Annotated in this window: 22 protein-coding genes; 1 reads left to right on the forward strand and 21 read right to left on the reverse strand. The window is 70.7% G+C overall.

The window, feature by feature from the left end:
- Positions 1–191: 191 nt before the first annotated feature.
- The 12 genes from coaBC to pyrR form a co-directional block, all read right to left on the reverse strand.
- Entirely contained in the window at positions 192–1,394 is a 1,203-nt protein-coding gene (coaBC, locus tag ACQPXS_RS11215; protein ID WP_433449116.1) for a bifunctional phosphopantothenoylcysteine decarboxylase/phosphopantothenate--cysteine ligase CoaBC, read from the reverse strand.
- Positions 1,395–1,519: 125 nt separating this feature from the next.
- A complete protein-coding gene (gene rpoZ, locus ACQPXS_RS11220; RefSeq protein ID WP_003982715.1) occupies positions 1,520–1,792 on the reverse strand; it encodes a DNA-directed RNA polymerase subunit omega in 273 nt (90 codons plus the stop codon).
- A gap of 52 nt (positions 1,793–1,844) precedes the next feature.
- Positions 1,845–2,402, reverse strand: a complete 558-nt coding sequence (gene gmk / locus ACQPXS_RS11225) for a guanylate kinase (protein ID WP_433449117.1) — start codon at positions 2,400–2,402, stop codon at positions 1,845–1,847.
- 60 nt (positions 2,403–2,462) lie between these two features.
- A complete protein-coding gene (locus ACQPXS_RS11230; protein ID WP_003977346.1) occupies positions 2,463–2,786 on the reverse strand; it encodes an integration host factor in 324 nt (107 codons plus the stop codon).
- 299 nt (positions 2,787–3,085) lie between these two features.
- The gene (gene pyrF / locus ACQPXS_RS11235; RefSeq protein ID WP_433449118.1) at positions 3,086–3,931 is read right to left on the reverse strand and encodes an orotidine-5'-phosphate decarboxylase; all 846 of its coding nucleotides are present in this window, start codon (positions 3,929–3,931) and stop codon (positions 3,086–3,088) included.
- A complete protein-coding gene (locus ACQPXS_RS11240) occupies positions 3,928–5,034 on the reverse strand; it encodes a quinone-dependent dihydroorotate dehydrogenase (protein ID WP_433449119.1) in 1,107 nt (368 codons plus the stop codon). The genes pyrF and ACQPXS_RS11240 overlap by 4 nt, the downstream gene beginning before the upstream one ends.
- A 51-nt stretch (positions 5,035–5,085) precedes the next feature.
- Entirely contained in the window at positions 5,086–8,394 is a 3,309-nt protein-coding gene (carB, locus tag ACQPXS_RS11245) for a carbamoyl-phosphate synthase large subunit (protein WP_433449120.1), read from the reverse strand.
- A complete protein-coding gene (carA, locus tag ACQPXS_RS11250) occupies positions 8,387–9,529 on the reverse strand; it encodes a glutamine-hydrolyzing carbamoyl-phosphate synthase small subunit (protein WP_365332703.1) in 1,143 nt (380 codons plus the stop codon). The genes carB and carA overlap by 8 nt, the downstream gene beginning before the upstream one ends.
- Positions 9,526–10,086, reverse strand: a complete 561-nt coding sequence (locus ACQPXS_RS11255) for a hypothetical protein (RefSeq protein ID WP_365332701.1) — start codon at positions 10,084–10,086, stop codon at positions 9,526–9,528. The genes carA and ACQPXS_RS11255 overlap by 4 nt, the downstream gene beginning before the upstream one ends.
- Positions 10,083–11,396 (reverse strand): dihydroorotase, encoded by a 1,314-nt coding sequence (locus ACQPXS_RS11260; RefSeq protein WP_433449121.1) that lies wholly within the window; start codon positions 11,394–11,396, stop codon positions 10,083–10,085. Before ACQPXS_RS11260 ends, ACQPXS_RS11255 begins: the two co-directional genes overlap by 4 nt.
- 5 nt (positions 11,397–11,401) lie before the next feature.
- On the reverse strand, positions 11,402–12,379 hold the full coding sequence (locus tag ACQPXS_RS11265; protein ID WP_351809416.1) for an aspartate carbamoyltransferase catalytic subunit: 978 nt from the start codon (positions 12,377–12,379) through the stop codon (positions 11,402–11,404).
- Between the two features lie 90 nt (positions 12,380–12,469).
- Entirely contained in the window at positions 12,470–13,051 is a 582-nt protein-coding gene (gene pyrR, locus ACQPXS_RS11270) for a bifunctional pyr operon transcriptional regulator/uracil phosphoribosyltransferase PyrR (RefSeq protein ID WP_356307426.1), read from the reverse strand.
- 253 nt (positions 13,052–13,304) lie between these two features.
- Between pyrR and bldD the strand changes: the two genes are divergently transcribed.
- Complete coding sequence (gene bldD / locus ACQPXS_RS11275; protein ID WP_250401224.1) at positions 13,305–13,808, forward strand: transcriptional regulator BldD; 504 nt, start codon at positions 13,305–13,307, stop codon at positions 13,806–13,808.
- 153 nt (positions 13,809–13,961) lie between these two features.
- Here bldD and nusB read toward each other — a convergent pair whose 3' ends face one another.
- The 9 genes from nusB to mltG all read right to left on the reverse strand — a co-directional run bounded on the left by nusB (position 13,962) and on the right by mltG (position 22,769).
- Complete coding sequence (gene nusB / locus ACQPXS_RS11280) at positions 13,962–14,396, reverse strand: transcription antitermination factor NusB (RefSeq protein WP_189814907.1); 435 nt, start codon at positions 14,394–14,396, stop codon at positions 13,962–13,964.
- A 2-nt stretch (positions 14,397–14,398) separates the two neighbouring features.
- Positions 14,399–14,965 carry an elongation factor P gene (gene efp, locus ACQPXS_RS11285; protein WP_014671526.1) on the reverse strand — a complete coding sequence of 189 codons (567 nt, stop codon included), beginning with the start codon at positions 14,963–14,965 and terminating at the stop codon, positions 14,399–14,401.
- A 49-nt stretch (positions 14,966–15,014) separates the two neighbouring features.
- On the reverse strand, positions 15,015–16,145 hold the full coding sequence (locus tag ACQPXS_RS11290) for an aminopeptidase P family protein (RefSeq protein WP_356307423.1): 1,131 nt from the start codon (positions 16,143–16,145) through the stop codon (positions 15,015–15,017).
- A 128-nt stretch (positions 16,146–16,273) separates the two neighbouring features.
- A complete protein-coding gene (locus ACQPXS_RS11295; protein ID WP_433449122.1) occupies positions 16,274–17,158 on the reverse strand; it encodes a Pro-rich N-terminal domain-containing protein in 885 nt (294 codons plus the stop codon).
- Between the two features lie 163 nt (positions 17,159–17,321).
- Entirely contained in the window at positions 17,322–18,413 is a 1,092-nt protein-coding gene (aroB, locus tag ACQPXS_RS11300; protein WP_365332301.1) for a 3-dehydroquinate synthase, read from the reverse strand.
- Entirely contained in the window at positions 18,410–18,892 is a 483-nt protein-coding gene (locus ACQPXS_RS11305) for a shikimate kinase (protein WP_433455789.1), read from the reverse strand. Before ACQPXS_RS11305 ends, aroB begins: the two co-directional genes overlap by 4 nt.
- A gap of 32 nt (positions 18,893–18,924) precedes the next feature.
- Positions 18,925–20,109, reverse strand: a complete 1,185-nt coding sequence (aroC, locus tag ACQPXS_RS11310) for a chorismate synthase (RefSeq protein ID WP_433449123.1) — start codon at positions 20,107–20,109, stop codon at positions 18,925–18,927.
- 169 nt (positions 20,110–20,278) lie between these two features.
- Complete coding sequence (locus ACQPXS_RS11315; protein ID WP_433449124.1) at positions 20,279–21,118, reverse strand: shikimate dehydrogenase; 840 nt, start codon at positions 21,116–21,118, stop codon at positions 20,279–20,281.
- Positions 21,099–22,769 (reverse strand): endolytic transglycosylase MltG, encoded by a 1,671-nt coding sequence (mltG, locus tag ACQPXS_RS11320; protein ID WP_433449125.1) that lies wholly within the window; start codon positions 22,767–22,769, stop codon positions 21,099–21,101. Before mltG ends, ACQPXS_RS11315 begins: the two co-directional genes overlap by 20 nt.
- Positions 22,770–22,862 lie beyond the last annotated feature (93 nt).

Raw genomic sequence — 22,862 nt, forward strand, 5'->3', positions numbered from 1 at the left:
GACCGTGAACAGTTTATCGGTCGCACTCGGCCGATGGGCCACCCGTCTCGCCTCTCGGGAGCGCTGTGACCAGCGGCACGGGCATTCTGCACAATGCCGGGCGGCCTTGGCCAGGGTCGCCACACCAGATTTGATCGGTCCGTGGGGCCCGCCGTCAACGGGCCCTCGCGAACGGGCCGGGGTGCGCCGGGTCAGCCCAGCCGCCGTACGACCAGGTCCCAGACGGTGTCGGCCAGGGCTTCCTTGGGGCCGTGCGGCACGGGGGTCTCGCTGCCGTCGGCGCCCAGCACCAGGGCTTCGTTCTCCTCGGAGCCGAAGGTCTTGCGCTCCCCCACCTCGTTGACGACGAGCAGGTCACAGCCCTTGCGGGCGAGCTTGGTGCGGCCGTTGGCGAGGACGTCGTCGGTCTCGGCGGCGAAGCCGACGATCACCTGACCGGGGCGGGCGCGCTCGGCCGAGATCTCCGCGAGGATGTCCGGATTGCGGACCAGGACGATCGGGTCGGGGTCCTGGCCGTCCTTCTTCTTGATCTTGCCGGTGGCGTAGGCCGCCGGACGGAAGTCGGCGACGGCCGCGGCCATGACGACCGCGTCGGCGTCCGCCGCCGCCTTCAGGACGGCCTCGCGCAGCTGGACGGCCGTGCCGACCGGGACGACGTCCACCCCCGCCGGGTCGGGCAGCCCGGTGTTGGCCGCGATCAGCGTGACCCGGGCACCGCGGGCGGCGGCGGTGCGCGCGAGGGCGTAGCCCTGCTTGCCGGAGGAGCGGTTGCCCAGGAAGCGGACCGGGTCCAGGGGCTCGCGGGTGCCGCCGGCGGAGACGACGACGTGCCGCCCCTGGAGGTCGGGCTCGGTGACGCCGCGGGCCAGCACCCGGCGGCAGACCTCGAAGATCTCCGCCGGGTCGGGCAGCCGGCCCTTGCCGGTGTCGACGCCGGTGAGCCGGCCGACCGCGGGCTCGATGACGACGGCGCCGCGGCGGCGCAGCGTGGCCACGTTCTCCTGGGTGGCCGGGTGCTCCCACATCTCGGTGTGCATGGCGGGCGCGAAGACGACCGGGCAGCGGGCGGTCAGGAGGGTGTTGGTCAGCAGGTCGTCGGCGAGGCCGTGGGCGGCCTTGGCGAGTATGTCGGCGGTGGCGGGTGCGACCACCACCAGGTCGGCGTGCTGGCCGATGCGGACGTGCGGGACCTCGTGGACGTCGTCCCAGACCTCCGTCGAGACGGGGTTGCCGGACAGGGCGGACCAGGTGGGAGCGCCGACGAAGTGCAGTGCGGAGGCGGTGGGCACCACGCGGACGTCATGGCCCGACTCCGTGAACCTTCTCAGCAGCTCACAGGCCTTGTAGGCGGCGATGCCGCCGCTGACCCCCAGAACGACCCTCGGCTTGTCCACGTTCACTCCCCGGACTCGGAACCCTGCACACCCAATGACACACCACAGGCCCGGCAGTCGGACTGCCGGGCCTGTGGATAAGTCGTTCGCAGTCTGAAAGTACTCCTGCGCGGTACTCCGCGGTCCTACTGGGCGGGGCCCTCGACGGCCTCGGACGTCAGCAGACCCGCGTTGATCTCACGCAGGGCGATCGAGAGCGGCTTCTCGTGAACGTGGGTGTCGACGAGCGGACCGACGTACTCGAGGAGGCCCTCGCCGAGCTGCGAGTAGTACGCGTTGATCTGGCGGGCACGCTTGGCCGCGTAGATCACGAGGCTGTACTTCGAGTCGGTGGCCTCGAGAAGCTCGTCGATCGGCGGGTTGATGATGCCCTCGGGCGCGGTGATGGAAGAGGACACGCTCTACCTTCCGATGGGTGGGAAAAGATCAGTCGCGATCACACACTCGTGATCACACAACATCCATCAAGGCTAGCAGCTCGCGCGCCACATCCTCGACGGAGGTGTTGACCAAGGTCGTATCGAACTCCGGCTCGGCCGCCAGCTCGGTCCTGGCCGCCTCGAGACGGCGCTCGATGACCTCCGGCGGCTCGGTGCCCCGGCCGGTCAGCCTGCGCACCAGCTCCTCCCAGGAGGGCGGAGCCAGGAACACCAGCCGAGCGTCGGACATCGACTCCCGGACCTGCCTGGCGCCCTGCAGATCGATCTCCAGCAGGACCGGCTCGCCCTTCTCCAGCCGCTCCAGCACGGCCGCGCGGGGCGTGCCGTAGCGGTTGCCGGCGAACTCGGCCCACTCCAGCAGCTCGCCGTTGGCGATCAGCTTGTCCATCTCGTCGTCGGTGACGAAGAAGTAGTGGACTCCGTGCTTCTCGCCGGGGCGCGGCTTGCGGGTGGTGGCCGACACCGAGAGCCAGACCTCGGGGTGTTTCTTGCGCATATGGGCGACGACCGTGCTCTTGCCGACCCCCGAGGGGCCGGAGAGCACGGTCAGCCGCGGACGTTCACTCATGCAGCGATTATTCCAGCAATCCCGGAGTGCCCGGGACTCCCGGTCCGGCTGCGCCCGGACTCAGGAGCCGGTGCTGCCGAACTCACGCTCCAGGGAAGCGATCTGGTTGGAACCGAGACCGCGCACCCGGCGGCTCTCGGAGATACCCAGACGCTCCATGATCTGCTTGGCGCGGACCTTGCCCACGCCCGGCAGCGACTCGAGCAGCGCGGAGACCTTCATCTTGCCGATGACGTCGTTCTCCTGGCCCTGCTTGATGACCTCGTGCAGGGAGGCGCCGGAGTGCTTGAGTCGATTCTTGACCTCGGCCCGCTCCCGGCGAGCCGCGGCGGCCTTTTCGAGCGCGGCTGCGCGCTGTTCGGGGGTAAGGGGCGGAAGAGCCACGCCTACGTCACCTCGGATGTCGAACTGTCGGATACGGACCGGTGAGGAACCTAGTCGCCCCACACCTGGGGAGCTACGAGCAACACGCTTCGCCCGTTCTCCCCCACTACCTGATGGGTGTGGGGGTGTCCCCACAGCTCGGAGACTAGCGGTCAAGTCCGCCAGAGTCAGCGAGAACAGCGGAAAAGTCCTGGTCAGCCTCCGCCAGGCCGGACATTTCAGACATAATGCCCCCGATTTGAGAATGTATTCATGCTCAAGTCGCCGCCCCGCCGCACTACGAAGCCCCTTCGGAGGACTCAGGCGCCCGCGACGGCGGCCTGGATCTCCTCCACGAAGCGCTCCGCGGACGCGCGCAGGGCCGCCACGTCGGGCCCGTGCCGCAGCACACCCCGGCTGACGTTCGGCACGACGTTGCGCACGGCCGACCCGAACACCCGGGGAAGGTCGGCCGCCGTCGCCCCCTGTGCCCCGACGCCGGGCGCGAGGAGCGGGCCGTTGATCGCCAGGTCGTACGACGACAGGTCGCCGACGGTGGCGCCGACCACGGCACCGAAGGAGCCCAGCGGCTCCTCCCCCGCGTTCTCGACGGCCAGGTGGGCCAGCATGGTCGCGCCCACGGTGCGGCCGTCGGCGCGGATGGCGTGCTGGACCTCGGGGCCCTCGGGGTTGGAGGTCAGCGCCAGCACGAACAGGCCGGCGCCGCTCTCCCGGGCCAGCGCGACGGCCGGGCTGAGGGAGCCGTAGCCCAGGTAGGGCGAGACGGTCAGGGCGTCGCAGAACAGCGGGGCGTCCTTGTGCAGGTAGGCCTCGGCGTACCCGGCCATGGTCGAGCCGATGTCGCCGCGCTTGGCGTCCATCACGACCAGCGTGCCGGCCGCGCGGGCCTCCTGGACGACCCTTTCCAGGACGGCGACGCCCCGGGAGCCGAAGCGCTCGAAGAAGGCGCTCTGCGGCTTCATCACGGCGACCCGGTCGGCCACCGCCTCGACGACCGTGCGGCTGAACCGCTCCAGCCCGGCCACGTCGTCGTTCAGGCCCCACTCGGCGAGCAGGGAGGCGTGCGGGTCGATGCCGACGCACAGCGGGCCGCGCTCGTCCATGGCGCGGCGCAGCCGGGCGCCGAAGGGCTCGTACGAGGTCATGCGGGCTTCCTCACATCGGCGCCGACCGCGTCGGCGAGGGTGGCGTACGGGCTGGTGCGCAGGCGCGCGGCGAGGCCCTTGTGGATCGCTCGGGACCAGAAGGGGCCCTCGTAGATGAAGGCGCTGTAGCCCTGGACCAGGGTGGCACCGGCCAGAATGCGCTGCCAGGCGTCTTCGGCCGTCTCGATGCCGCCGACACCCACGAGGGTGATCCGGTCGCCCACGCGCGCGTACAGGCGGCGCAGGACCTCCAGGGAGCGCGCCTTGAGCGGGGCGCCGGACAGCCCGCCGGTCTCCTTCACCAGCGAGGGTTGGGATTTCAGACCGAGTCCCTCGCGCGCGATGGTGGTGTTGGTGGCGATGATGCCGTCCAGGCCCAGTTCCACGGCCAGGTCGGCCACGGCGTCGATGTCCTCGTCGGCGAGGTCCGGGGCGATCTTCACCAGCAGCGGGACGCGCCGGTTCGCCACCGTGCGGTCGGCGGCCTCGCGGACGGCGGTCAGCAGCGGGCGCAGATGGTCCACCGCCTGGAGGTTGCGCAGGCCGGGGGTGTTCGGCGACGAGACGTTGACGACCAGGTAGTCCGCGTACGGCGCGAGGCGCTCGGCCGACTTCACGTAGTCGCCGACGGCCTCCGCCTCCGGGACGACCTTGGTCTTGCCGATGTTGACCCCGACGACCGTCCTGAAGACCGGCTCCCGGGTGGCGAGGCGGGCCGCGACGGCCAGCGAGCCGTCGTTGTTGAAGCCCATGCGGTTGATCAGCGCGCGGTCCGCGACCAGGCGGAACAGCCGCTTCCTGGGGTTGCCGGGCTGCGGCTCGCCGGTGACCGTGCCGATCTCGACGTGGTCGAAGCCCAGCATGGACATGCCGTCGATCGCGACGGCGTTCTTGTCGAAGCCGGCGGCGAGCCCGAAGGGGCCGTGCATGCGCAGCCCGAAGGCCTGAGTGCGCAGCTCCTTGTGGCGGGGCGCGAGGGCGGCCGCGACGAAGGTGCGCAGCACCGGGATGCGGACTGCGAGGCGGATCCAGCGGAAGGCCAGGTGGTGGGCCTTCTCGGGGTCCATGCGCTTGAAGACCAGATTGAAAAAGATCTTGTACATGGTGTCCTCATGAAGAGGGGGACACCGTTTCCGGTGTCCCCCTCGGGGCTGCTAGTCGCGGGCCGCGGTCAGGTGTTCCGCGTGTTCCTGGAGCGAGCGGACGCCCACGTCACCGTGGTTGAGGGCGTCGATGCCCTGGACCGCCGCGGCGAGCGCCTGGACCGTGGTCAGGCACGGCACCGAGCGGGCCACCGCGGCCGTACGGATGTCGTAGCCGTCGAGGCGGCCGCCGGTGCCGTACGGGGTGTTGACGATGAGGTCGACCTCGCCGTCGTGGATCAGTTGGACGATCGTCTTCTCGCCGTTCGGGCCGGTGCCCTCGGACTGCTTGCGCACGACGGTGGCGTTGATGCCGTTGCGCTTGAGGACCTCGGCGGTGCCGGAGGTGGCGAGCAGCTCGAAGCCGTGCGCGACCAGCTCGCGCGCTGGGAAGATCATCGAGCGCTTGTCGCGGTTGGCGACCGAGATGAACGCCCGGCCCTTGGTGGGCAGCGGGCCGTAGGCACCCGCCTGCGACTTGGCGTACGCCGTGCCGAAGACCGAGTCGATGCCCATGACCTCGCCGGTGGAGCGCATCTCCGGGCCGAGGACGGTGTCGACGCCGCGGCCGTGGATGTCGCGGAAGCGCGACCACGGCATGACGGCCTCCTTGACCGAGATCGGCGCGTCCAGCGGCAGCTCGCCGCCGTCGCCCGCCTTCGGCAGCAGGCCCTCGGCGCGCAGCTCGGCGACGGTCGCGCCCAGCGAGATCCGGGCGGCGGCCTTGGCGAGCGGCACCGCGGTCGCCTTCGAGGTGAAGGGGACCGTACGGGAGGCGCGCGGGTTGGCCTCCAGGACGTAGAGGATGTCCCCGGCCATGGCGAACTGGATGTTGATCAGGCCGCGCACGCCGACGCCCTTGGCGATGGCCTCGGTGGAGGCGCGCAGCCGCTTGATGTCGAAGCCGCCGAGGGTGATCGGAGGCAGGGCGCACGCCGAGTCGCCGGAGTGGATGCCGGCCTCCTCGATGTGCTCCATCACGCCGCCGAGGTACAGCTCCTCGCCGTCGTAGAGCGCGTCGACGTCGATCTCGATCGCGTCGTCCAGGAACCGGTCGACCAGGACCGGCCGGGACGGGCTGATCTCGGTCGACTCGGCGATGTAGGCGGCGAGGCGGGTCTCGTCGTAGACGATCTCCATGCCGCGCCCGCCGAGGACGTACGACGGCCGGACCAGGACCGGGTAGCCGATCTCGTCGGCGATGGCCTTGGCCTCGTCGAAGGTGGTGGCCGTGCCGTGCTTCGGGGCCGGCAGGCCCGCCTCGGCGAGGACGCGGCCGAAGGCGCCGCGGTCCTCGGCGGCGTGGATCGCCTCGGGCGAGGTGCCCACGATCGGCACGCCGTTGTCCTTCAGGGCCTGCGACAGACCGAGCGGGGTCTGGCCGCCCAGCTGCACGATCACGCCCGCGACCGGTCCGGCCTGCTGCTCGGCGTGGACGATCTCCAGCACGTCCTCCAGCGTCAGCGGCTCGAAGTACAGCCGGTCGGAGGTGTCGTAGTCGGTGGAGACGGTCTCCGGGTTGCAGTTGACCATCACGGTCTCGTAGCCCGCGTCGCTCAGCGCGAAGGAGGCGTGGACACAGGAGTAGTCGAACTCGATGCCCTGGCCGATGCGGTTGGGACCGGAGCCGAGGATGATGACGGCCGGCTTCTCGCGGGTCGCGACCTCGGACTCCTCGTCGTACGCGGAGTAGAAGTACGGCGTCTTCGCGGCGAACTCGGCGGCGCAGGTGTCGACCGTCTTGTAGACCGGGCGGATGCCGAGCGCGTGCCGGACCTCGCGGACGACGTCCTCGCGCAGGCCGCGGATCTCACCGATCTGCTGGTCGGAGAAGCCGTGCCGCTTGGCCTCGGCGAGCAGCTCGCGGGTCAGCTCGGGGGCCTCGGCCAGCTCGTCCGCGATCTCCTTGATCAGGAAGAGCTGGTCCACGAACCAGGGGTCGATCTTCGTGTACTCGAAGACCTCCTCGGGCGTGGCGCCCGCGCGGATGGCCTGCATGACCGTGTTGATCCGGCCGTCGGTGGGACGCCGGGACTCCTCAAGGAGCAGCGACTTGTCCCCGGGCACACCGGTGAAGGCGAACTGGCTGCCCTTCTTCTCCAGCGAGCGCAGCGCCTTCTGGAAGGCCTCGGGGAAGTTGCGGCCGATGGCCATGGCCTCGCCGACCGACTTCATGGTGGTGGTCAGCGTGGAGTCGGCCTGCGGGAACTTCTCGAAGGCGAAGCGCGGGGCCTTGACGACCACGTAGTCGAGCGTGGGCTCGAAGGAGGCCGGGGTCTCCTGCGTGATGTCGTTCGGGATCTCGTCCAGCGTGTAGCCGACGGCCAGCTTGGCGGCGATCTTGGCGATCGGGAAGCCGGTGGCCTTGGAGGCGAGGGCGGAGGACCGCGACACGCGCGGGTTCATCTCGATGACGATCACACGACCGTCCTCGGGGTTCACCGCGAACTGGATGTTGCAGCCGCCGGTGTCGACGCCGACCTCGCGGATGACGGCGATGCCGATGTCGCGCAGGATCTGGTACTCGCGGTCGGTCAGCGTCATCGCGGGCGCGACGGTGATCGAGTCACCGGTGTGCACGCCCATGGGGTCGAAGTTCTCGATGGAGCAGACGACCACGACGTTGTCGTGCTTGTCGCGCATCAGCTCCAGCTCGTACTCCTTCCAGCCGAGGATGGACTCCTCCAGGAGCACCTCGGTGGTCGGGGAGAGCGTGAGGCCCTGGCCGGCGATACGGCGCAGCTCCTCCTCGTCGTGTGCGAAGCCGGAGCCGGCGCCGCCCATGGTGAAGGAGGGCCGGACGACGACCGGGTAGCCGCCGAGCTGCTCGACGCCCTTGAGGACGTCGTCCATGGAGTGGCAGATCACCGAGCGGGCGGACTCGCCGTGCCCGATCTTGGCGTGGACGGCCTCCACGACGGCCTTGAACTGGTCGCGGTCCTCGCCCTTGTGGATCGCCTCGGGCTTGGCGCCGATCAGCTCCACGCCGTACTTGGCCAGGACACCGTTCTCGTGCAGCGAGATGGCGGTGTTCAGGGCCGTCTGGCCGCCCAGGGTGGGCAGCAGGGCGTCGGGACGCTCCTTGGCGATGATCTTCTCGACGAACTCCGGGGTGATCGGCTCGACGTAGGTGGCGTCGGCGATCTCCGGGTCGGTCATGATCGTCGCCGGGTTGGAGTTGACGAGGACGACGCGCAGGCCCTCGGCCTTGAGCACGCGGCACGCCTGCGTGCCGGAGTAGTCGAACTCGGCGGCCTGGCCGATGACGATCGGGCCGGAGCCGATGACCAGGACGGACTGGATATCGGTGCGCTTAGGCACGCTGGCCCTCCATCAGGGAAACGAAGCGGTCGAACAGGTAGGCGGCGTCGTGCGGACCCGCTGCCGCTTCGGGGTGGTACTGGACGGAGAAGGCCGGCTGGTCGAGCAGCTGCAGCCCCTCCACGACGTCGTCGTTCAGGCAGACGTGCGAGACCTCGGCGCGGCCGAACTTGGTCTCGCTGACCTTGTCGAGCGGCGCGTCCACGGCGAAGCCGTGGTTGTGCGCGGTGACCTCGACCTTGCCGGTCGTACGGTCCTGGACCGGCTGGTTGATGCCCCGGTGGCCGTACTTCAGCTTGTAGGTGCCGAAGCCGAGGGCGCGGCCGAGGATCTGGTTGCCGAAGCAGATGCCGAACAGCGGCGTCTTCCGCTCGAGGACGGCGCTCATCAGCGCGACCGGGCCGTCGGCGGTCGCCGGGTCGCCGGGGCCGTTGGAGAAGAACACGCCGTCCGGGCCGACCGCGTAGACCTCGTCGGCCGTGGCGGTGGCGGGCAGCACGTGCACCTCGATGCCGCGCTCGGCCATCCGCTGCGGGGTCATGCCCTTGATGCCGAGGTCGATGGCGGCGACGGTGAAGCGCTTCTCGCCGATCGCCGGGACGACGTACGCCTCCTTGGTCGCGACCTCCTCGTAGAGGCTCGCGCCCTTCATGTGCGGCTGGGCCAGCACGCGCGCGAGGAGCTCGGACTCGGCGGCGATCGCCTCGCCGGAGAAGATGCCGGCGCGCATCGAGCCGCGCTCGCGCAGGTGGCGGGTGAGGGCGCGGGTGTCGATGCCGGAGATGCCGACCACGCCCTGCCGCTCCAGCTCGTCGTCCAGGGAGCGCTTGGCGCGCCAGTTGGACGGCACGCGCGCGGGGTCGCGCACGACATAGCCGGAGACCCAGATGCGGCTCGACTCGTCGTCCTCGTCGTTCCAGCCCGTGTTGCCGATCTGCGGCGCGGTCGCGACGACGATCTGCCGGTCGTACGACGGGTCGGTCAGGGTCTCCTGGTAGCCGGTCATACCGGTGGAGAACACGGCCTCGCCGAAGGTCTCCCCCACGGCCCCGTAGGCACGGCCGCGGAAGATGCGGCCGTCCTCCAGGACGAGTACGGCGGGAACCCTGGCAGCTCCCCTTGTGGAGGTCGTCATCGTGCGCCTTCCGTGTCGTTGATCATGTGGTTCAGGGTGTCGACCCACTCGGTGTGCTCGGCCGAGCGGTCCGAGCGGAAACCGGAGTCGATCAGCTTGTCGCCGAGCTCCCAGGTCACCACCAGCAGTCCGCCCTCGGTGAGGACCTTGCCGGCGATGCCCTTGTCCAGCCGGGCTCCGCGCAGCGCGGCGGTGGGGATGAAGAAGTCGCTCGCTCCGGGACGCTCGACCTCCAGCCCTTGGTCGGTCAGGGTGAGCTCGGCCCGGCTGCGGGTGCCCAGGCCGTGGGCCACGATGCGGTCCAGCCACTGGCCGGCCGTGGTTGAGCCGTGGTAGCGGCCGCTCATGCTCAGTCTGGCCGGGCCGGTCTCCTCCGGCGCGCCGGGCGGCGCGGGCAGGTCGCTCTGGAGGGTGCCGCGCCACTTCCAGCCCTCGCGCATCAGCCAGTAGACGAGCGCGATGAAGAGCGCGAGTCCGACGAGCCAGCCGATGCGGGCCGGCCAGTCGGTGACCTCGGCCGACCTCTTGGCTTCGGCCAGCAGGATTACAGGTGTCACGTGAGCTTCCCGTCGACGAGCGTGGCCTTGCCCCGCAGCCACGTGTGCGTCACACGGCCCGGCAGCTCACGCCCCTCGTAGGGGGTGTTGCGGCTGCGCGAGGCGAAGCCCGCGGGGTCCACCTGGCCACGGTATTCCGTGTCGACGAGGGTGAGGTTGGCGGGCTCACCAGCCGAGACGGGACGGCCGTGCCCGGTGGCCTGTCCGATCTGCGCGGGCTTGACGGACATCCGGTCGGCGACGCCGGCCCAGTCCAGCAGGCCCGTGTCGACCATGGTCTCCTGGACCACTGACAACGCGGTCTCCAGGCCCACCATCCCCATGGCGGCCGCGGCCCACTCGCAGTCCTTGTCCTCGTGCGGGTGCGGGGCGTGGTCGGTGGCGACGATGTCGATCGTGCCGTCCGCCAGCGCCTCGCGCAGGGCGTGCACGTCCCGCTCGGTGCGCAGCGGCGGGTTGACCTTGTAGACCGGGTTGTACGTGCGCACCAGTTCGTCGGTGAGGAGCAGGTGGTGCGGGGTGACCTCGGCGGTGACCTGGATGCCGCGGGACTTGGCCCAGCGGACGATCTCCACGGACCCGGCGGTCGACAGGTGGCAGATGTGGACGCGGGAACCGACGTGCTCGGCGAGCAGCACGTCCCGCGCGATGATCGACTCCTCGGCGACGGCCGGCCAGCCGCCCAGGCCCAGCTCGGCGGAGACGACGCCCTCGTTCATCTGGGCGCCCTCGGTGAGGCGCGGCTCCTGCGCGTGCTGGGCGACGACACCGCCGAAGGCCTTCACGTACTCCAGCGCGCGGCGCATGATCACCGCGTCGTCCACGCACTTGCCGTCGTCGGAGAAGACGGTGACCCCGGCGGCGGACTCGTGCATGGCGCCCAGCTCGGCGAGCTTCCTGCCCTCCAGGCCGACGGTGACGGCGCCGATGGGCTGCACATCGCAGTAGCCGTGCTCCCGGCCGAGCCGCCAGACCTGCTCGACGACACCGGCGGTGTCGGCGACGGGGAAGGTGTTGGCCATGGCGAAGACGGCGGTGTAGCCGCCGGAGGCGGCGGCGCGGGTGCCGGTCAGGACCGTCTCGGAGTCCTCGCGGCCCGGCTCGCGCAGGTGGGTGTGCAGGTCGACCAGGCCCGGCAGAAGCACCTTGCCGCCGGCCTCCACGACCTCGGCGCCCTCGGCGGACAGCCCGGTGCCGCTCCAGTCGATTTCGCCCTGCCGGGCGGTGGCGGCGATGGTCTCGCCGTCGATCAGCACGTCCTGCGGCTCGCCGCCGAGCACCTTCGCACCACGGATCAGGATCTTGCTCATGGGTCTTACTTCTCCTCGGTACGAGAGTGGGTGACGGCGGGCTCGTTGCCACCGAGCAGCAGGTACAGCACGGCCATCCGGATGGAGACGCCGTTGGCGACCTGCTCGACGGCGGTGCAGCGGTCGGAGTCGGCGACCTCGGCGGTGATCTCCATGCCGCGCACCATCGGGCCGGGGTGCATCACGATCGCGTGCTCGGGCAGCTTGGCCATGCGGTCGCCGTCGAGACCGTAGCGGCGGGAGTACTCGCGCTCGGTCGGGAAGAAGGCGGCGTTCATCCGCTCGCGCTGGACGCGGAGCATCATCACCGCGTCGCACTTGGGCAGCGTGCTGTCGAGGTCGTACGACACCTCGCACGGCCAGGTCTCGACGCCGACCGGCACCAGGGTGGGCGGCGCGACCAGGGTGACCTCGGCGCCGAGGGTGTGCAGCAGGTCCACGTTGGAGCGGGCGACCCGGCTGTGCAGGACGTCGCCGACGATGGTGATCCGCCTGCCGGCCAGGTCCTGGCCGAGCCCCGCGTCCCGGCCGATCAGCCGGCGGCGCATGGTGAAGGCGTCCAGGAGGGCCTGGGTGGGGTGCTGGTGGGTGCCGTCGCCGGCGTTGATGACCGCCGCGTCGATCCAGCCGGAGTTCGCCAGGCGGTACGGGGCCCCCGAGGCGCCGTGCCGGATGACGACGGCGTCGACGCCCATGGCCTCCAGGGTCTGGGCGGTGTCCTTCAGGGACTCGCCCTTGGAGACGCTCGACCCCTTGGCGGAGAAGTTGATGACGTCGGCGGACAGGCGCTTCTCTGCGGCCTCGAAGGAGATCCGCGTGCGCGTGGAGTCCTCGAAGAAGAGGTTGACGACGGTGCGGCCGCGCAGGGTCGGCAGCTTCTTGATCGGCCGGTCGGCGACCCGGGCCATCTCCTCGGCGGTGTCGAGGATCAGGACGGCGTCGTCGCGGGTGAGGTCGGCGGCCGAGATGAGATGGCGCTGCATCTGTCAGGCTCCGTAAGGCAGTTCAATCGGGAGAATTCAGGCAATCCGCTACGCATGTGGGCACGCCGGAGCGGCCCTGCGCCGGATCTGCTACTGGCCGGTCTGCTTCACACCGAGCAGCACGGTGTCGCGACCGTCCTCCTCGGCGAGCTGGACCTTGACCGTCTCCCGCAGCGACGTGGGGAGGTTCTTGCCGACGTAGTCGGCGCGGATGGGCAGTTCACGATGGCCGCGGTCGACCAGGACCGCGAGCTGGACCGCACGGGGGCGCCCGATGTCGTTCAGGGCGTCGAGGGCGGCGCGGATGGTGCGGCCGGAGAAGAGCACGTCGTCGACGAGGACGACCAGCTTGCGATCGATGCCGTCACCGGGGATCTCGGTGCGGGCCAGCGCACGCGGCGGGTGCATGCGCAGGTCGTCGCGGTACATGGTGATGTCGAGCGAACCGACCGGCATCTTGCGGTCGGTGATCTGCTCCAGCTTGACGGCGAGCCGCTGGGCGAGGAACACGCCCCGGGTCGGGATGCCGAGGAGCACGACGTCGTCGGCGCCCTTGGCACGCTCGACGATCTCGTGGGCGATGCGGGTCAGCACCCGCGCGATGTCGGGGCCCTCGAGAACGGGCCGCGCATCGGACGCATGCGGAGTGGCGTGCGAGTCCTGCTTGTCCATACGAAAAGGACCTCCTTCTCCGCCTCACGGGACGGACCTTAAAGGACGTCTGATTTGCGCCATCCAGCCTAGCAGGTCATGAGGAGGCCCCCGTTCACCCCCCTGGCCCAGCGGGCCGTCACTACCACGGAAGAGTCGGTGTGGACCATTCGGCTTGACGCAGGAGAGTCACGCTGCGTAACCTCACAGTGAGTTACCAGCCGCGCGGCGGGAAGCCAGTCCGGCCGCGTCGACACAGTGTCCGGGGAGCTATATGTCCAGCGAATACGCCAAACAGCTCGGGGCCAAGCTCCGGGCCATCCGCACCCAGCAGGGCCTTTCCCTCCACGGTGTCGAGGAGAAGTCCCAGGGTCGCTGGAAGGCCGTGGTGGTCGGGTCCTACGAGCGTGGCGACCGTGCGGTGACCGTGCAGCGGCTCGCCGAGCTGGCCGATTTCTATGGCGTTCCGGTGCAGGAGCTGCTGCCGGGCACCACGCCGGGCGGCGCCGCCGAGCCGCCGCCGAAGCTGGTCCTGGACCTGGAGCGGCTGGCCAGCGTGCCGGCCGAGAAGGCGGGCCCCCTCCAGCGCTATGCGGCCACGATCCAGTCCCAGCGCGGTGACTACAACGGCAAGGTGCTCTCCATCCGCCAGGACGACCTGCGCACACTCGCCGTCATCTACGACCAGTCCCCCTCGGTCCTCACCGAGCAGCTGATCAGCTGGGGTGTCCTGGACGCGGACGCGCGCCGCGCGGTGGCCACGCACGAAGAGGCCTGAGCCGCTCGACACCTGAGCAGAAACGTGCCGCCGGGGTGGCCGGAACCGCAAGGTCCGGCCACCCCGGCGGCGTTTTCGCGGTCGTCGGAAGAACGCCTGAGGGCCCGCAGCACAAGCGTGCTGCGGGCCCTCAGGCGCTGGCGTGCCGGGCGGTTACGCCTGGTCCCGGCGCAGGGACGGCTTGAGTTCCTTCAAGCGGCCCAGCAGGCCGTTCACGAACGACGGCGACTCGTCGGTGGAGAACTCCTTCGCCAGCTGCACCATCTCGTCCAGGACGACGGCGTCCGGGGTCTCGTCGACCCAGATCAGCTCGTACGCGCCCAGCCGCAGGATGTTGCGGTCCACGACCGGCATCCGGTCGAGCGTCCAGCCGACCGCGTACTGGGCGATCAGCTCGTCGATCCGCTTCGCGTGCTCGGCGTATCCCTCGACCAGCTGCATGGTGTACTCGCTGACCGGCGGCTGCCGGGTGTCGGACCGGGACAGCCGGATCCAGTCCGCGAGGACCGTCAGGACGTCGGCGCCGCGCTGGTCGCCCTCGAAGAGGATCTGGAAGGCGCGCTTGCGGGCCGTGTTGCGGGCAGCCACGGTTAGCTGTTCACCCGGCCGAGGTAGTCGCTCGTACGGGTGTCGACCTTGATCTTCTCACCGGTGGTGATGAAGAGCGGGACCTGGATCTGGTGACCGGTCTCCAGGGTGGCGGGCTTGGTGCCACCGGTGGAACGGTCGCCCTGGACGCCCGGCTCGGTCTCGGCGATGGTCAGCTCGACCGCGGCGGGCAGCTCGACGAAGAGAACCTCGCCCTCGTGCTGCGCGACGGTGGCGGTGAAGCCCTCGACGAGGAAGTTCGCGGCGTCGCCGACGGCCTTCCGGTCGATGTGCAGCTGGTCGTAGGTCTCCATGTCCATGAAGACGAAGTACTCGCCGTCCATGTACGAGAACTGCATGTCGCGCTTGTCGACAGTGGCGGTCTCGACCTTGACGCCGGCGTTGAAGGTCTTGTCGACCACCTTGCCGGACAGCACGTTCTTCAGCTTGGTGCGCACGAAGGCCGGGCCCTTGCCGGGCTTGACGTGCTGGAACTCGACGACGGACCAGAGCTGGCCGCCTTCGAGCTTGAGCACCATGCCGTTCTTGAGGTCGTTCGTGGAAGCCACGGTTGCGGAATCTCCTGGACTGACGTACGACCCCGGCGCACGCCACTGCCTAGAGGGCGAGCAGCTCCTTGGTCGTGATGGTGAGTAGCTCGGGTCCGCCGTCCGCCTCGGGGCGTACGACGAGCGTGTCATCGATCCGGACACCGCCCCGGCCCGGGAGGTGGACCCCGGGTTCGACGGTTACCGGCACGCAAGCGTCCAGTTTACCCATGGCGGCGGGGGCCAACTGCGGGTCCTCGTCGATTTCGAGTCCGACGCCGTGTCCGGTCAGCGGTGGCAGTGCCTCCGCATAGCCGGCGGAGTCCAGTACGTGGCGGGCCGCCCGGTCCACGTCGCGGTAGGCGGCGCCGGGTGCCAGGGACTCGCGTCCGGCGCGCTGGGCGGCGAAGACGAGGTCGTACAGCTCGATCTGCCACTCGGCGGGCGAGGTGCCGATGACGAAGGTACGGCCGATCTCGCAGCGGTAGCCGCGGTAGGTCGCGCCCAGGCACACCGAGAGGAAGTCGCCCTCCTCCACCCGCCGGTCGGTGGGGCGGTGCCCGCGGCGGCCGGAGTTCGGGCCGGTCGCGACGGAGGTGGGGAAGGCCGGCCCGTCGGCGCCGTGGTCGACCAGGCGGCGCTCCAGCTCCAGGGCGAGGTGCCGTTCGGTGCGGCCGACCAGGATGGACTCCAGCAGCTCGCCGAGGGCCTGGTCGGCGATCTCGGCGCCGATGCGGAGGCAGGAGATCTCCTCCTCGTCCTTGACCACCCTGAGCTGCTCCACGGCTCCGCCGAGGTCGCCGAGGCGGAGCGTCGGAGCGGCCGAGGCGATCGCTCGGTGCCGGGTGACCGTGAGGTGGTGTTCCTCGACGGCCAGGGAGTCGGCCTCCTGGGCCACGGCCAGGCCCGCCGCGACGACCGCGGCGTCGCCGCCGATGCCGCTGCCGGCGCCGACGCCGTTCGGCGAAAGGACATGGAGGCGCAGGTTCTCGTCCGGGCGGCCCTCGGCGGGGCGGTCATCGGGCTGGCCGATGCATACGAGGAGGTCCTCGCGTTTGCCGAGCAGCAGCGCGGAGCCCTGCGGGGCTGCGGCGGCGAGGTAGCGCACGTTGGCTGGGCGGGTGACGAGCGCTGCCGCGGTGCCGGCCGCGGTGAAGTGGTCTCTCAGCCGGGATCGGCGGGTCGCGTACACCTCTGACATGAGATGAGCGTAGGAGTTTTATGGCGGTTATGCCGATTTGTGGGGGCCGAGTGGGGCTGCGGGGCAGGTGGGGGGTGGTGCCGTTGCCGGGTACCGGCGCGCTCCTCACGCCACCGCGGTTCCCCTGTTCACCAGCTCGGCGGGCTCGCTATCGCCCTGGCCAGGACCTCGTCCAGAACGCGGGCCGTCCCAGGGATGTCCAGCTGGGAGTTGTCGACGATCGGCAGGCCCGAGCCGTACCAGCCGGCCATGCGGCCGTGGATGCGGGCCACCTCCTCGTCGGTGAGGCGGCGGTTGCCGGTGCGTTCGGCGTTGCGCTCCAGGACGATGTCCAGGCCGGGGAGGAGGACGACGGGCAGCAGGCCGGGGCCCACGTGGCGTTTCCAGCCGCCGAGGCCGACGACCGGCCGGTCCGGGAAGACCGCGTCGTCCAGGATGCAGGAGATGCCGTTGGCGAGGAAGTTGCGGGCGGCGAAACCGCAGGTCCGGCGGGCCAGGCGGTACTGGGCCTCGGAGTTGTCGTTCCAGCCGGACTGGGGGTCGGCGAAGCCCGAGCGGACCCATTCGCGGACGTCGTCCAGGCTGATGTGAGCGGTGGGCACGCGGCGGTGGTCCGCCCAGTACTTGGCCACGCTGGTCTTGCCGGCGCCCGCCGGGCCGATCAGCAGGACGGCGAGGGTGGTGGTCCCCGGGTCCGGGGCGGCGGCGGGAGCCGGGGGCGCGGTGGGCACGCCGACGGGGCCGCCGGGCGGCAGCGGGACGTGGCCGGTGGTGTCGGGGGGCGGCGGGGCGGCGGGCTGGGGGGTTGGTGGCTGGGGCGCCGGGGGTTGCGGGGGCGTCGGCGGGACGGCGCCGGTGGGGGTGGGGAAGCCCGGTGGCGGGGGCACGGGGACGGGCCCCTGGGAGGCGCCCGGGTGCGGGCCCGGGTGGTGTGCGGCCGACGCCCAGCCGGCGTGCGGCACCTGCCCCGGCCGGTGGGGCGGCGGCAGCGGAGACCCCACTGCGTGCTGCATCCGTTGCCACTCCGTCTCGTACAGGCAATTCGTGCCGGCAGCGGGCCGGAACCCGCTGCCTACCGAACGGTACCGTCCCCCGCCGTCGTTTGGTGAAACGGTCGGGGGCGGCCCGAAGTGCCCGGTCCGGGAAGGGAATCGGACGGACGGAACAGTCGGGGACTTACTGCCCGACCTCGCCGTACGCGGCGAGCAGGACGGCCGGGTCGGGGCCCTCCAGGACGGTCGGCTTGGCGAGTCCGTCGAGGACGATGAAGCGCAGCAGGTCGCCGCGGGACTTCTTGTCGATCTTCATCGTCTCCAGCAGCTTGGGCCACTGGTCGTAGCGGTAGTGCAGCGGGAGGCCGACCGCCTCCAGGACCGTGCGGTGGCGGTCCGCCGTCGCGTCGTCCAACCGGCCCGCCAGTCGGCCGAGTTCGGCGGCGAAGTGCATGCCGACCGCGACCGCCGCGCCGTGCCGCCACGTGTAGCGCTCGTTCTTCTCGATGGCGTGGCCCAGCGTGTGGCCGTAGTTGAGGATCTCGCGCAGGCCGGACTCCTTCAGGTCCGAGGAGACGACCTCGGCCTTCACCCGGATGGAGCGCTCGATCAGCTCGGCCGTGTGCGGGCCCTCGGGGGTCCGGGCGGCCTCGGGGTCGGACTCGATCAGGTCCAGAATGACCGGGTCGGCGATGAAGCCGGCCTTGATGACCTCGGCGAGCCCGGAGACGTAGTCGTTGACCGGGAGGGAGTCCAGCGCGGCCAGGTCGCACAGCACACCGGCCGGCGGGTGGAAGGCGCCCACCAGGTTCTTGCCCTCGGCGGTGTTGATCCCGGTCTTGCCGCCCACCGCCGCATCCACCATCGCCAGCACCGTGGTCGGGATCGCGATCCAGCGCACCCCGCGCAGCCAGGTCGCGGCCACGAACCCGGCGAGGTCCGTGGTCGCGCCGCCGCCCACGCCGACGACGACGTCGGAACGCGTGAAGCCGGACTGGCCCAGGGCCTTCCAGCAGTAGGCGGCGACCTCGGCGGTCTTGGCCTCCTCGGCGTTGGGCACCTGGATGGCGATCGCCTCGAAGCCCTGCCCGGCCAGGTCGGCGCGCAGCGCGTCACCGGTCTCGGCCAGCGCCTCGGGGTGGATCACCGCGACCCGCTTGGCCTTGGGACCGATCAACCCGGCCAGCTCGCCGAGCAGTTGGCGCCCGACCAGCACCTCATAGGGGTCGGTGCCCGCCGTGCCGGCGACCTGGATCCGGGTGACTGCCTCGCTCATGCTTCCTTCAACTCCAGTGCGTCCAGCGCTGCTCGGGTGACCTCTTCGGGACTGCGGCCGTCCGTCGCCACGACGACGGTGGCGACCTCCTCGTACAGGTGCCGCCGCGCCTCCATCAGCTCGCGCCACTGCTTGCGCGGGTTGACCGCGAGCAGCGGACGGGCCACGTTCAGCCCGGTGCGCTTGACGGCCTCCTCCACGTCCATCGAGAGGTAGACCACCCGCCGCCCGGCCAGCAGGGCGCGCGTGTCGGCGTCGAGGATCGCCCCGCCGCCGAGCGCGAGGACGCCCTCGTGCTCGGCGAGCGCGGCGTCGACGGCCCGCTTCTCGATCGCGCGGAAGGCGGGCTCGCCCTCGTCCACGAAGATCTCGGCGATGGTGCGCCCCTCGGCGGCGACGATGTCCTCGTCGGTGTCCCGGTAGCCCAGCCCCAAACGCTCGGCCAGCAGACGGCCGACGGTGGACTTGCCCACCCCCATCGGGCCGACCAGGACGACCGCGGGCACGGCGCTCACCGGATCGCCAGGTTGTCGAGGAACGACCGCACGTTGCGGCGGGTCTCGGCCACCGAGTCGCCGCCGAACTTCTCCGCCACCGCGTCCGCCAGCACCAGCGCCACCATCGCCTCGGCGACGATGCCCGCGGCCGGCACCGCGGAGACATCCGAGCGCTGGTGGTGGGCCTGGGCCTCCTCGCCGGTGGTGACGTCCACCGTCCTCAGCGCGCGCGGCACCGTCGCGATCGGCTTCATCGCGGCCCGCACCCGCAGCAGCTCGCCGGTGCTCAGGCCGCCCTCGGTGCCGCCGGCCCGGCCGGAGACACGCCGGATGCCCTCCGGCGTCCCGACGATCTCGTCGTGCGCCTTGGAACCGGGCACCCGGGCCAGCTCGAAACCGTCACCGATCTCCACGCCCTTGATCGCCTGGATGCCCATCAGGGCACCGGCGAGCCGGGCGTCCAGCTTGCGGTCCCAGTGCACGTGCGAGCCCAGACCCACCGGGACGCCGTAGGCCAGCACCTCCACCACACCGCCGAGCGTGTCGCCGTCCTTGTGGGCCTGGTCGACCTCCGCGACCATCGCCTTCGAGGCGTCCGCGTCCAGACAGCGCAGCGGGTCGGCGTCCAGCCTCTCGACATCGGCGGGCGTGGGGTACACCCCCCGCGGAGCCTTCACCGAGCACAGCTCGACGACGTGCGAGACGATCTCGATGCCGGTCGTCTCCTTCAGGTACGACCGCGCCACCGCGCCCAGCGCCACCCGGGCCGCCGTCTCGCGGGCGGAGGCGCGCTCCAGGATCGGGCGGGCCTCGTCGAAGCCGTACTTCTGCATCCCCGCGAGGTCGGCGTGACCGGGGCGGGGGCGGGTCAGCGGCGCGTTACGGGCCAGACCCGCCAGGATCTCCGGATCCACCGGGTCGGCCGCCATGACCTGCTCCCACTTCGGCCACTCGGTGTTCCCCACCATGATCGCGACCGGAGAGCCGAGCGTGAGACCGTGCCGGACACCGCCCAGGAAGGTGACCTCGTCCCGCTCGAACTTCATCCGCGCACCGCGGCCATAGCCGAGCCGCCGCCGCGCCAGGTGATCCGCCACCATCTCCGTGGTGATCGGCACGCCGGCGGGAAGCCCCTCCAGCGTCGCGACAAGTGCGGGACCATGGGACTCCCCCGCGGTCAGCCAACGCAGCCTGCTCAACGGTGCTCCTGTCGTGTTCGCGCCCGGTACTGCCTGCCCTGCGTACGCACGTCCTCGCGTACGGCGACGGCGCGACCGGGTGCGCGACCCCGGTCCGCCACCTCCGATCCTCCCACGTCCGGGGCCGGAAACCGGCCACAGGTCCATAAGGCGGACGCGTACGGAGCGATCAGCGGGCGGCGAGCGCCTTCTCGCCGGCGCGGCGCATGGCGTCCAGGGGTGCCGGGGAGCGGCCGGTCATCCGCTCGACCTGCAGCACGGCCTGGTGCACCAGCAGGTCGAGGCCGCTGACCACGGCACCGCCGAACATGGACCAGCGGGCCGCCAGCTCGGTGGGCCACGGCTCGTAGAGCACGTCGAAGAGGGTGGCGGGGCGCTCGGGCACGGCGGCGGCGAGGGCGTCGGTGGTGCCGGCGGGCGTGGTGGCGATGACCAGGGGGGCGCGCAGCGCCTGCTCGGCGTCCGCCCAGTCCGCCGTACGCACCTCCACGTCGAGCCGCTCGCCCCACTGCCGCATCTCGGCGGCGCGGGCCTCGCTGCGGACGTAGGCGACGACCTCGCCGGTGCAGATCCGGGCGAGGGCGGCGAGCGCGGAGGACGCGGTGGCGCCGGCGCCGAGAATCGCGGCGGAGCCGACCTGCTCGATGCCGTGCTCACGCAGGGCGGCCACCATGCCCGGGATATCCGTGTTGTCGCCGATCCGGCGGCCGTCCTCGGCGAAGACGACCGTGTTGACCGCGTCGACGGAGGCGGCCGTCTCGCTGATCTCGTCCACCAGCGGGATGACCGCACGCTTCAGCGGCATGGTCAGCGACAGCCCCGCCCACTCCGGCCCGAGCTTCTCGAAGAAGCTCGGCAGTCCGGCCTCGTCGACCTCGAAGCGCTCGTACGACCAGTCGGTGAGCCCGAGTTCGTCGTACGCGGCCCGGTGCAGCACCGGGGAGAGGGAGTGGGCGATGGGCTTACCGAGCACGGCGGCGCGGCGGGCGTCAGTTGCCCGAGCTGGCATTGAACTTGTCCTTGAGTCGCTGGAATTCGGCGAGGGTCTTGGCGAATTCGGTGTTGTTCACTCCGTCGGTCGCCACGAAATACATCCAGCCGTCGTGGGTCGGATTCAGTGCCGCCTTCAGCGCGTCCTCGCCGGGGTTGCCGATCGGACCGGGCGGGAGTCCCTTGTGCCGGTAGGTGTTGTACGCGCTGGTGTTGCTCTGGATCTCCTTGAGGGAGATATGGATGTTGCTGGTGCCCTTGAGGTAGTTGTACGTCGAGTCGAACTGCAGCAGCTGGTTCGTCTCGGTGTTGGTGGGCTTCAGGCGGTTGTAGACCACTTCCGCCATCTTGCGGAAGTCGTCGTGCGTCTTGCCCTCCGCCTGCACCAGGCTCGCGACGGTGACGAGCTCGAACGCGTTTTCAAGGCCCAGGGCCCGGGCCTTCGCCGTGAGGCCGTAGGCGTCGTACTTGGACTTGGCCTGCGCGACCATCTGCTTCAGGATCGCGTCCGGCTTCATGCCCTTGGCGGCCGGATAGGTGCCCGGGAAGAAGAAGCCCTCCAGCGGGTCCTTTATCTCGCCGGCGTACTGCGTGTTCTGGGCCCAGGTGGGCAGGCCGAGGCTCTTGTATTCCTTGTCGGCGAGCTTCTCGGTGGTACCGCCGGCGAGTTCGAGTTTCTTGTCGATCGCCTCGTAGACGCCCGCGTTCCGCTCGCCCGGTCGCACGATGACATAACTCTGGCTCTTCGGGTCGAGCATCATTTTCACGGCGCTGGCGGCGGACATCTCCTTCTTCAGGACATACGCGCCTGCCTGGATTCCATCGGCCCCCGGAACGCCGTTCTGCGCATGGACGAAGGCCTCGGCGCTCTTGACGACCCCGGCCTCCTTCAGACGGTTGCCGATGTCCCAGCCGCCCGCGCCCTTGGGAATCTCGACCGTCACGGTCTGGTCGATGCCGTCGCCCGTGTAGTCGGGCGCCGGGGCGAAACGATTTTGGTAGAACCGGTACCCGTAGTAACCCGCCCCGGCGAGGCCGCCGCCGAGGACCAGGACGACGACCATGCAGGCACAGCCGTTCCGTCGCTTCTGACCCTTCTTGCCGGGTTTCTTCCCTTTGCCGCGCCGGTCGCTGCGGCTCTGGAGCTCGTGCTCCTCGTCGTCATCGTCATCGCCGCCGCCCGTGAAGAAGGGGTGCTGCTCCTCCTCGGGGGCGTCCTCGGGATCGGGTTCCGCCTCGGGGCGCCTGCGGCCGGGCGGCACCGGCGGCGGGTAGGCGTCCTCGGTGCCGTAGAAGTCGGGCTGCTGCCCGCCGTAGGCCATGGGCTGCTGACCGTACGGGTCATTGGGGTCGGCGCCGTACGGCACCTGACCGTGGCCGCCTGTCGCGTCCCAGCCGCCCTGCTGCTGGTACTGCTGCGGGGTGTGGCCGACGTACTGCTGATGGCCCTGTTCGTCGTAGTACGGGTACTGCTCGTGGCCGTACCCGGGGTGCTGCTGCTGGTTCCAGTCGCCGTACTGCGGCTGCTGCGGGTAGTGCTGCTGCGGCTGGCCGCCGTAGGCAGGCTGCTGGCCCGTGTGGGCCTGCTGCCCTTCCCATCCGCCGTCCCCGTACAACGGGTCCTGCGGATGCCACGGTTCGGAGCCCGGGCCCCGGCCATACTCAGTCATCGATCCCCTAGAGCCGCGAGGCCGACCGGTCACGCGGCCGGCGGGCCCGCTTCCGTTCCGCCTCTTGCTGTGTGCCGGCTGTTCGAACACCGG

Origin of the sequence: Streptomyces sp. CA-142005, from assembly GCF_050942335.1 — a bacterium.
GTDB lineage: Bacteria > Actinomycetota > Actinomycetes > Streptomycetales > Streptomycetaceae > Streptomyces.

Bases quoted from the DNA above. Each gene is read 5' to 3' on its own strand.
- pyrF (WP_433449118.1), bottom strand. From the start codon at position 3,931: ATGACCTCGTACGAGCCCTTCGGCGCCCGGCTGCGCCGCGCCATGGAC.
- pyrR (WP_356307426.1), bottom strand. From the start codon at position 13,051: ATGGACAAGCAGGACTCGCACGCCACTCCGCATGCGTCCGATGCGCGG.
- bldD (WP_250401224.1), top strand. From the start codon at position 13,305: ATGTCCAGCGAATACGCCAAACAGCTCGGGGCCAAGCTCCGGGCCATC.
- aroB (WP_365332301.1), bottom strand. From the start codon at position 18,413: ATGAGCGAGGCAGTCACCCGGATCCAGGTCGCCGGCACGGCGGGCACC.
- ACQPXS_RS11240 (WP_433449119.1), bottom strand. From the start codon at position 5,034: ATGTACAAGATCTTTTTCAATCTGGTCTTCAAGCGCATGGACCCCGAG.
- mltG (WP_433449125.1), bottom strand. From the start codon at position 22,769: ATGACTGAGTATGGCCGGGGCCCGGGCTCCGAACCGTGGCATCCGCAG.
- ACQPXS_RS11295 (WP_433449122.1), bottom strand. From the start codon at position 17,158: ATGCAGCACGCAGTGGGGTCTCCGCTGCCGCCGCCCCACCGGCCGGGG.
- gmk (WP_433449117.1), bottom strand. From the start codon at position 2,402: ATGAGTGAACGTCCGCGGCTGACCGTGCTCTCCGGCCCCTCGGGGGTC.
- ACQPXS_RS11260 (WP_433449121.1), bottom strand. From the start codon at position 11,396: ATGAGCAAGATCCTGATCCGTGGTGCGAAGGTGCTCGGCGGCGAGCCG.
- ACQPXS_RS11290 (WP_356307423.1), bottom strand. From the start codon at position 16,145: ATGTCAGAGGTGTACGCGACCCGCCGATCCCGGCTGAGAGACCACTTC.
- ACQPXS_RS11305 (WP_433455789.1), bottom strand. From the start codon at position 18,892: ATGGGGGTGGGCAAGTCCACCGTCGGCCGTCTGCTGGCCGAGCGTTTG.
- ACQPXS_RS11265 (WP_351809416.1), bottom strand. From the start codon at position 12,379: ATGCAGCGCCATCTCATCTCGGCCGCCGACCTCACCCGCGACGACGCC.
- carA (WP_365332703.1), bottom strand. From the start codon at position 9,529: ATGACGACCTCCACAAGGGGAGCTGCCAGGGTTCCCGCCGTACTCGTC.
- ACQPXS_RS11315 (WP_433449124.1), bottom strand. From the start codon at position 21,118: ATGCCAGCTCGGGCAACTGACGCCCGCCGCGCCGCCGTGCTCGGTAAG.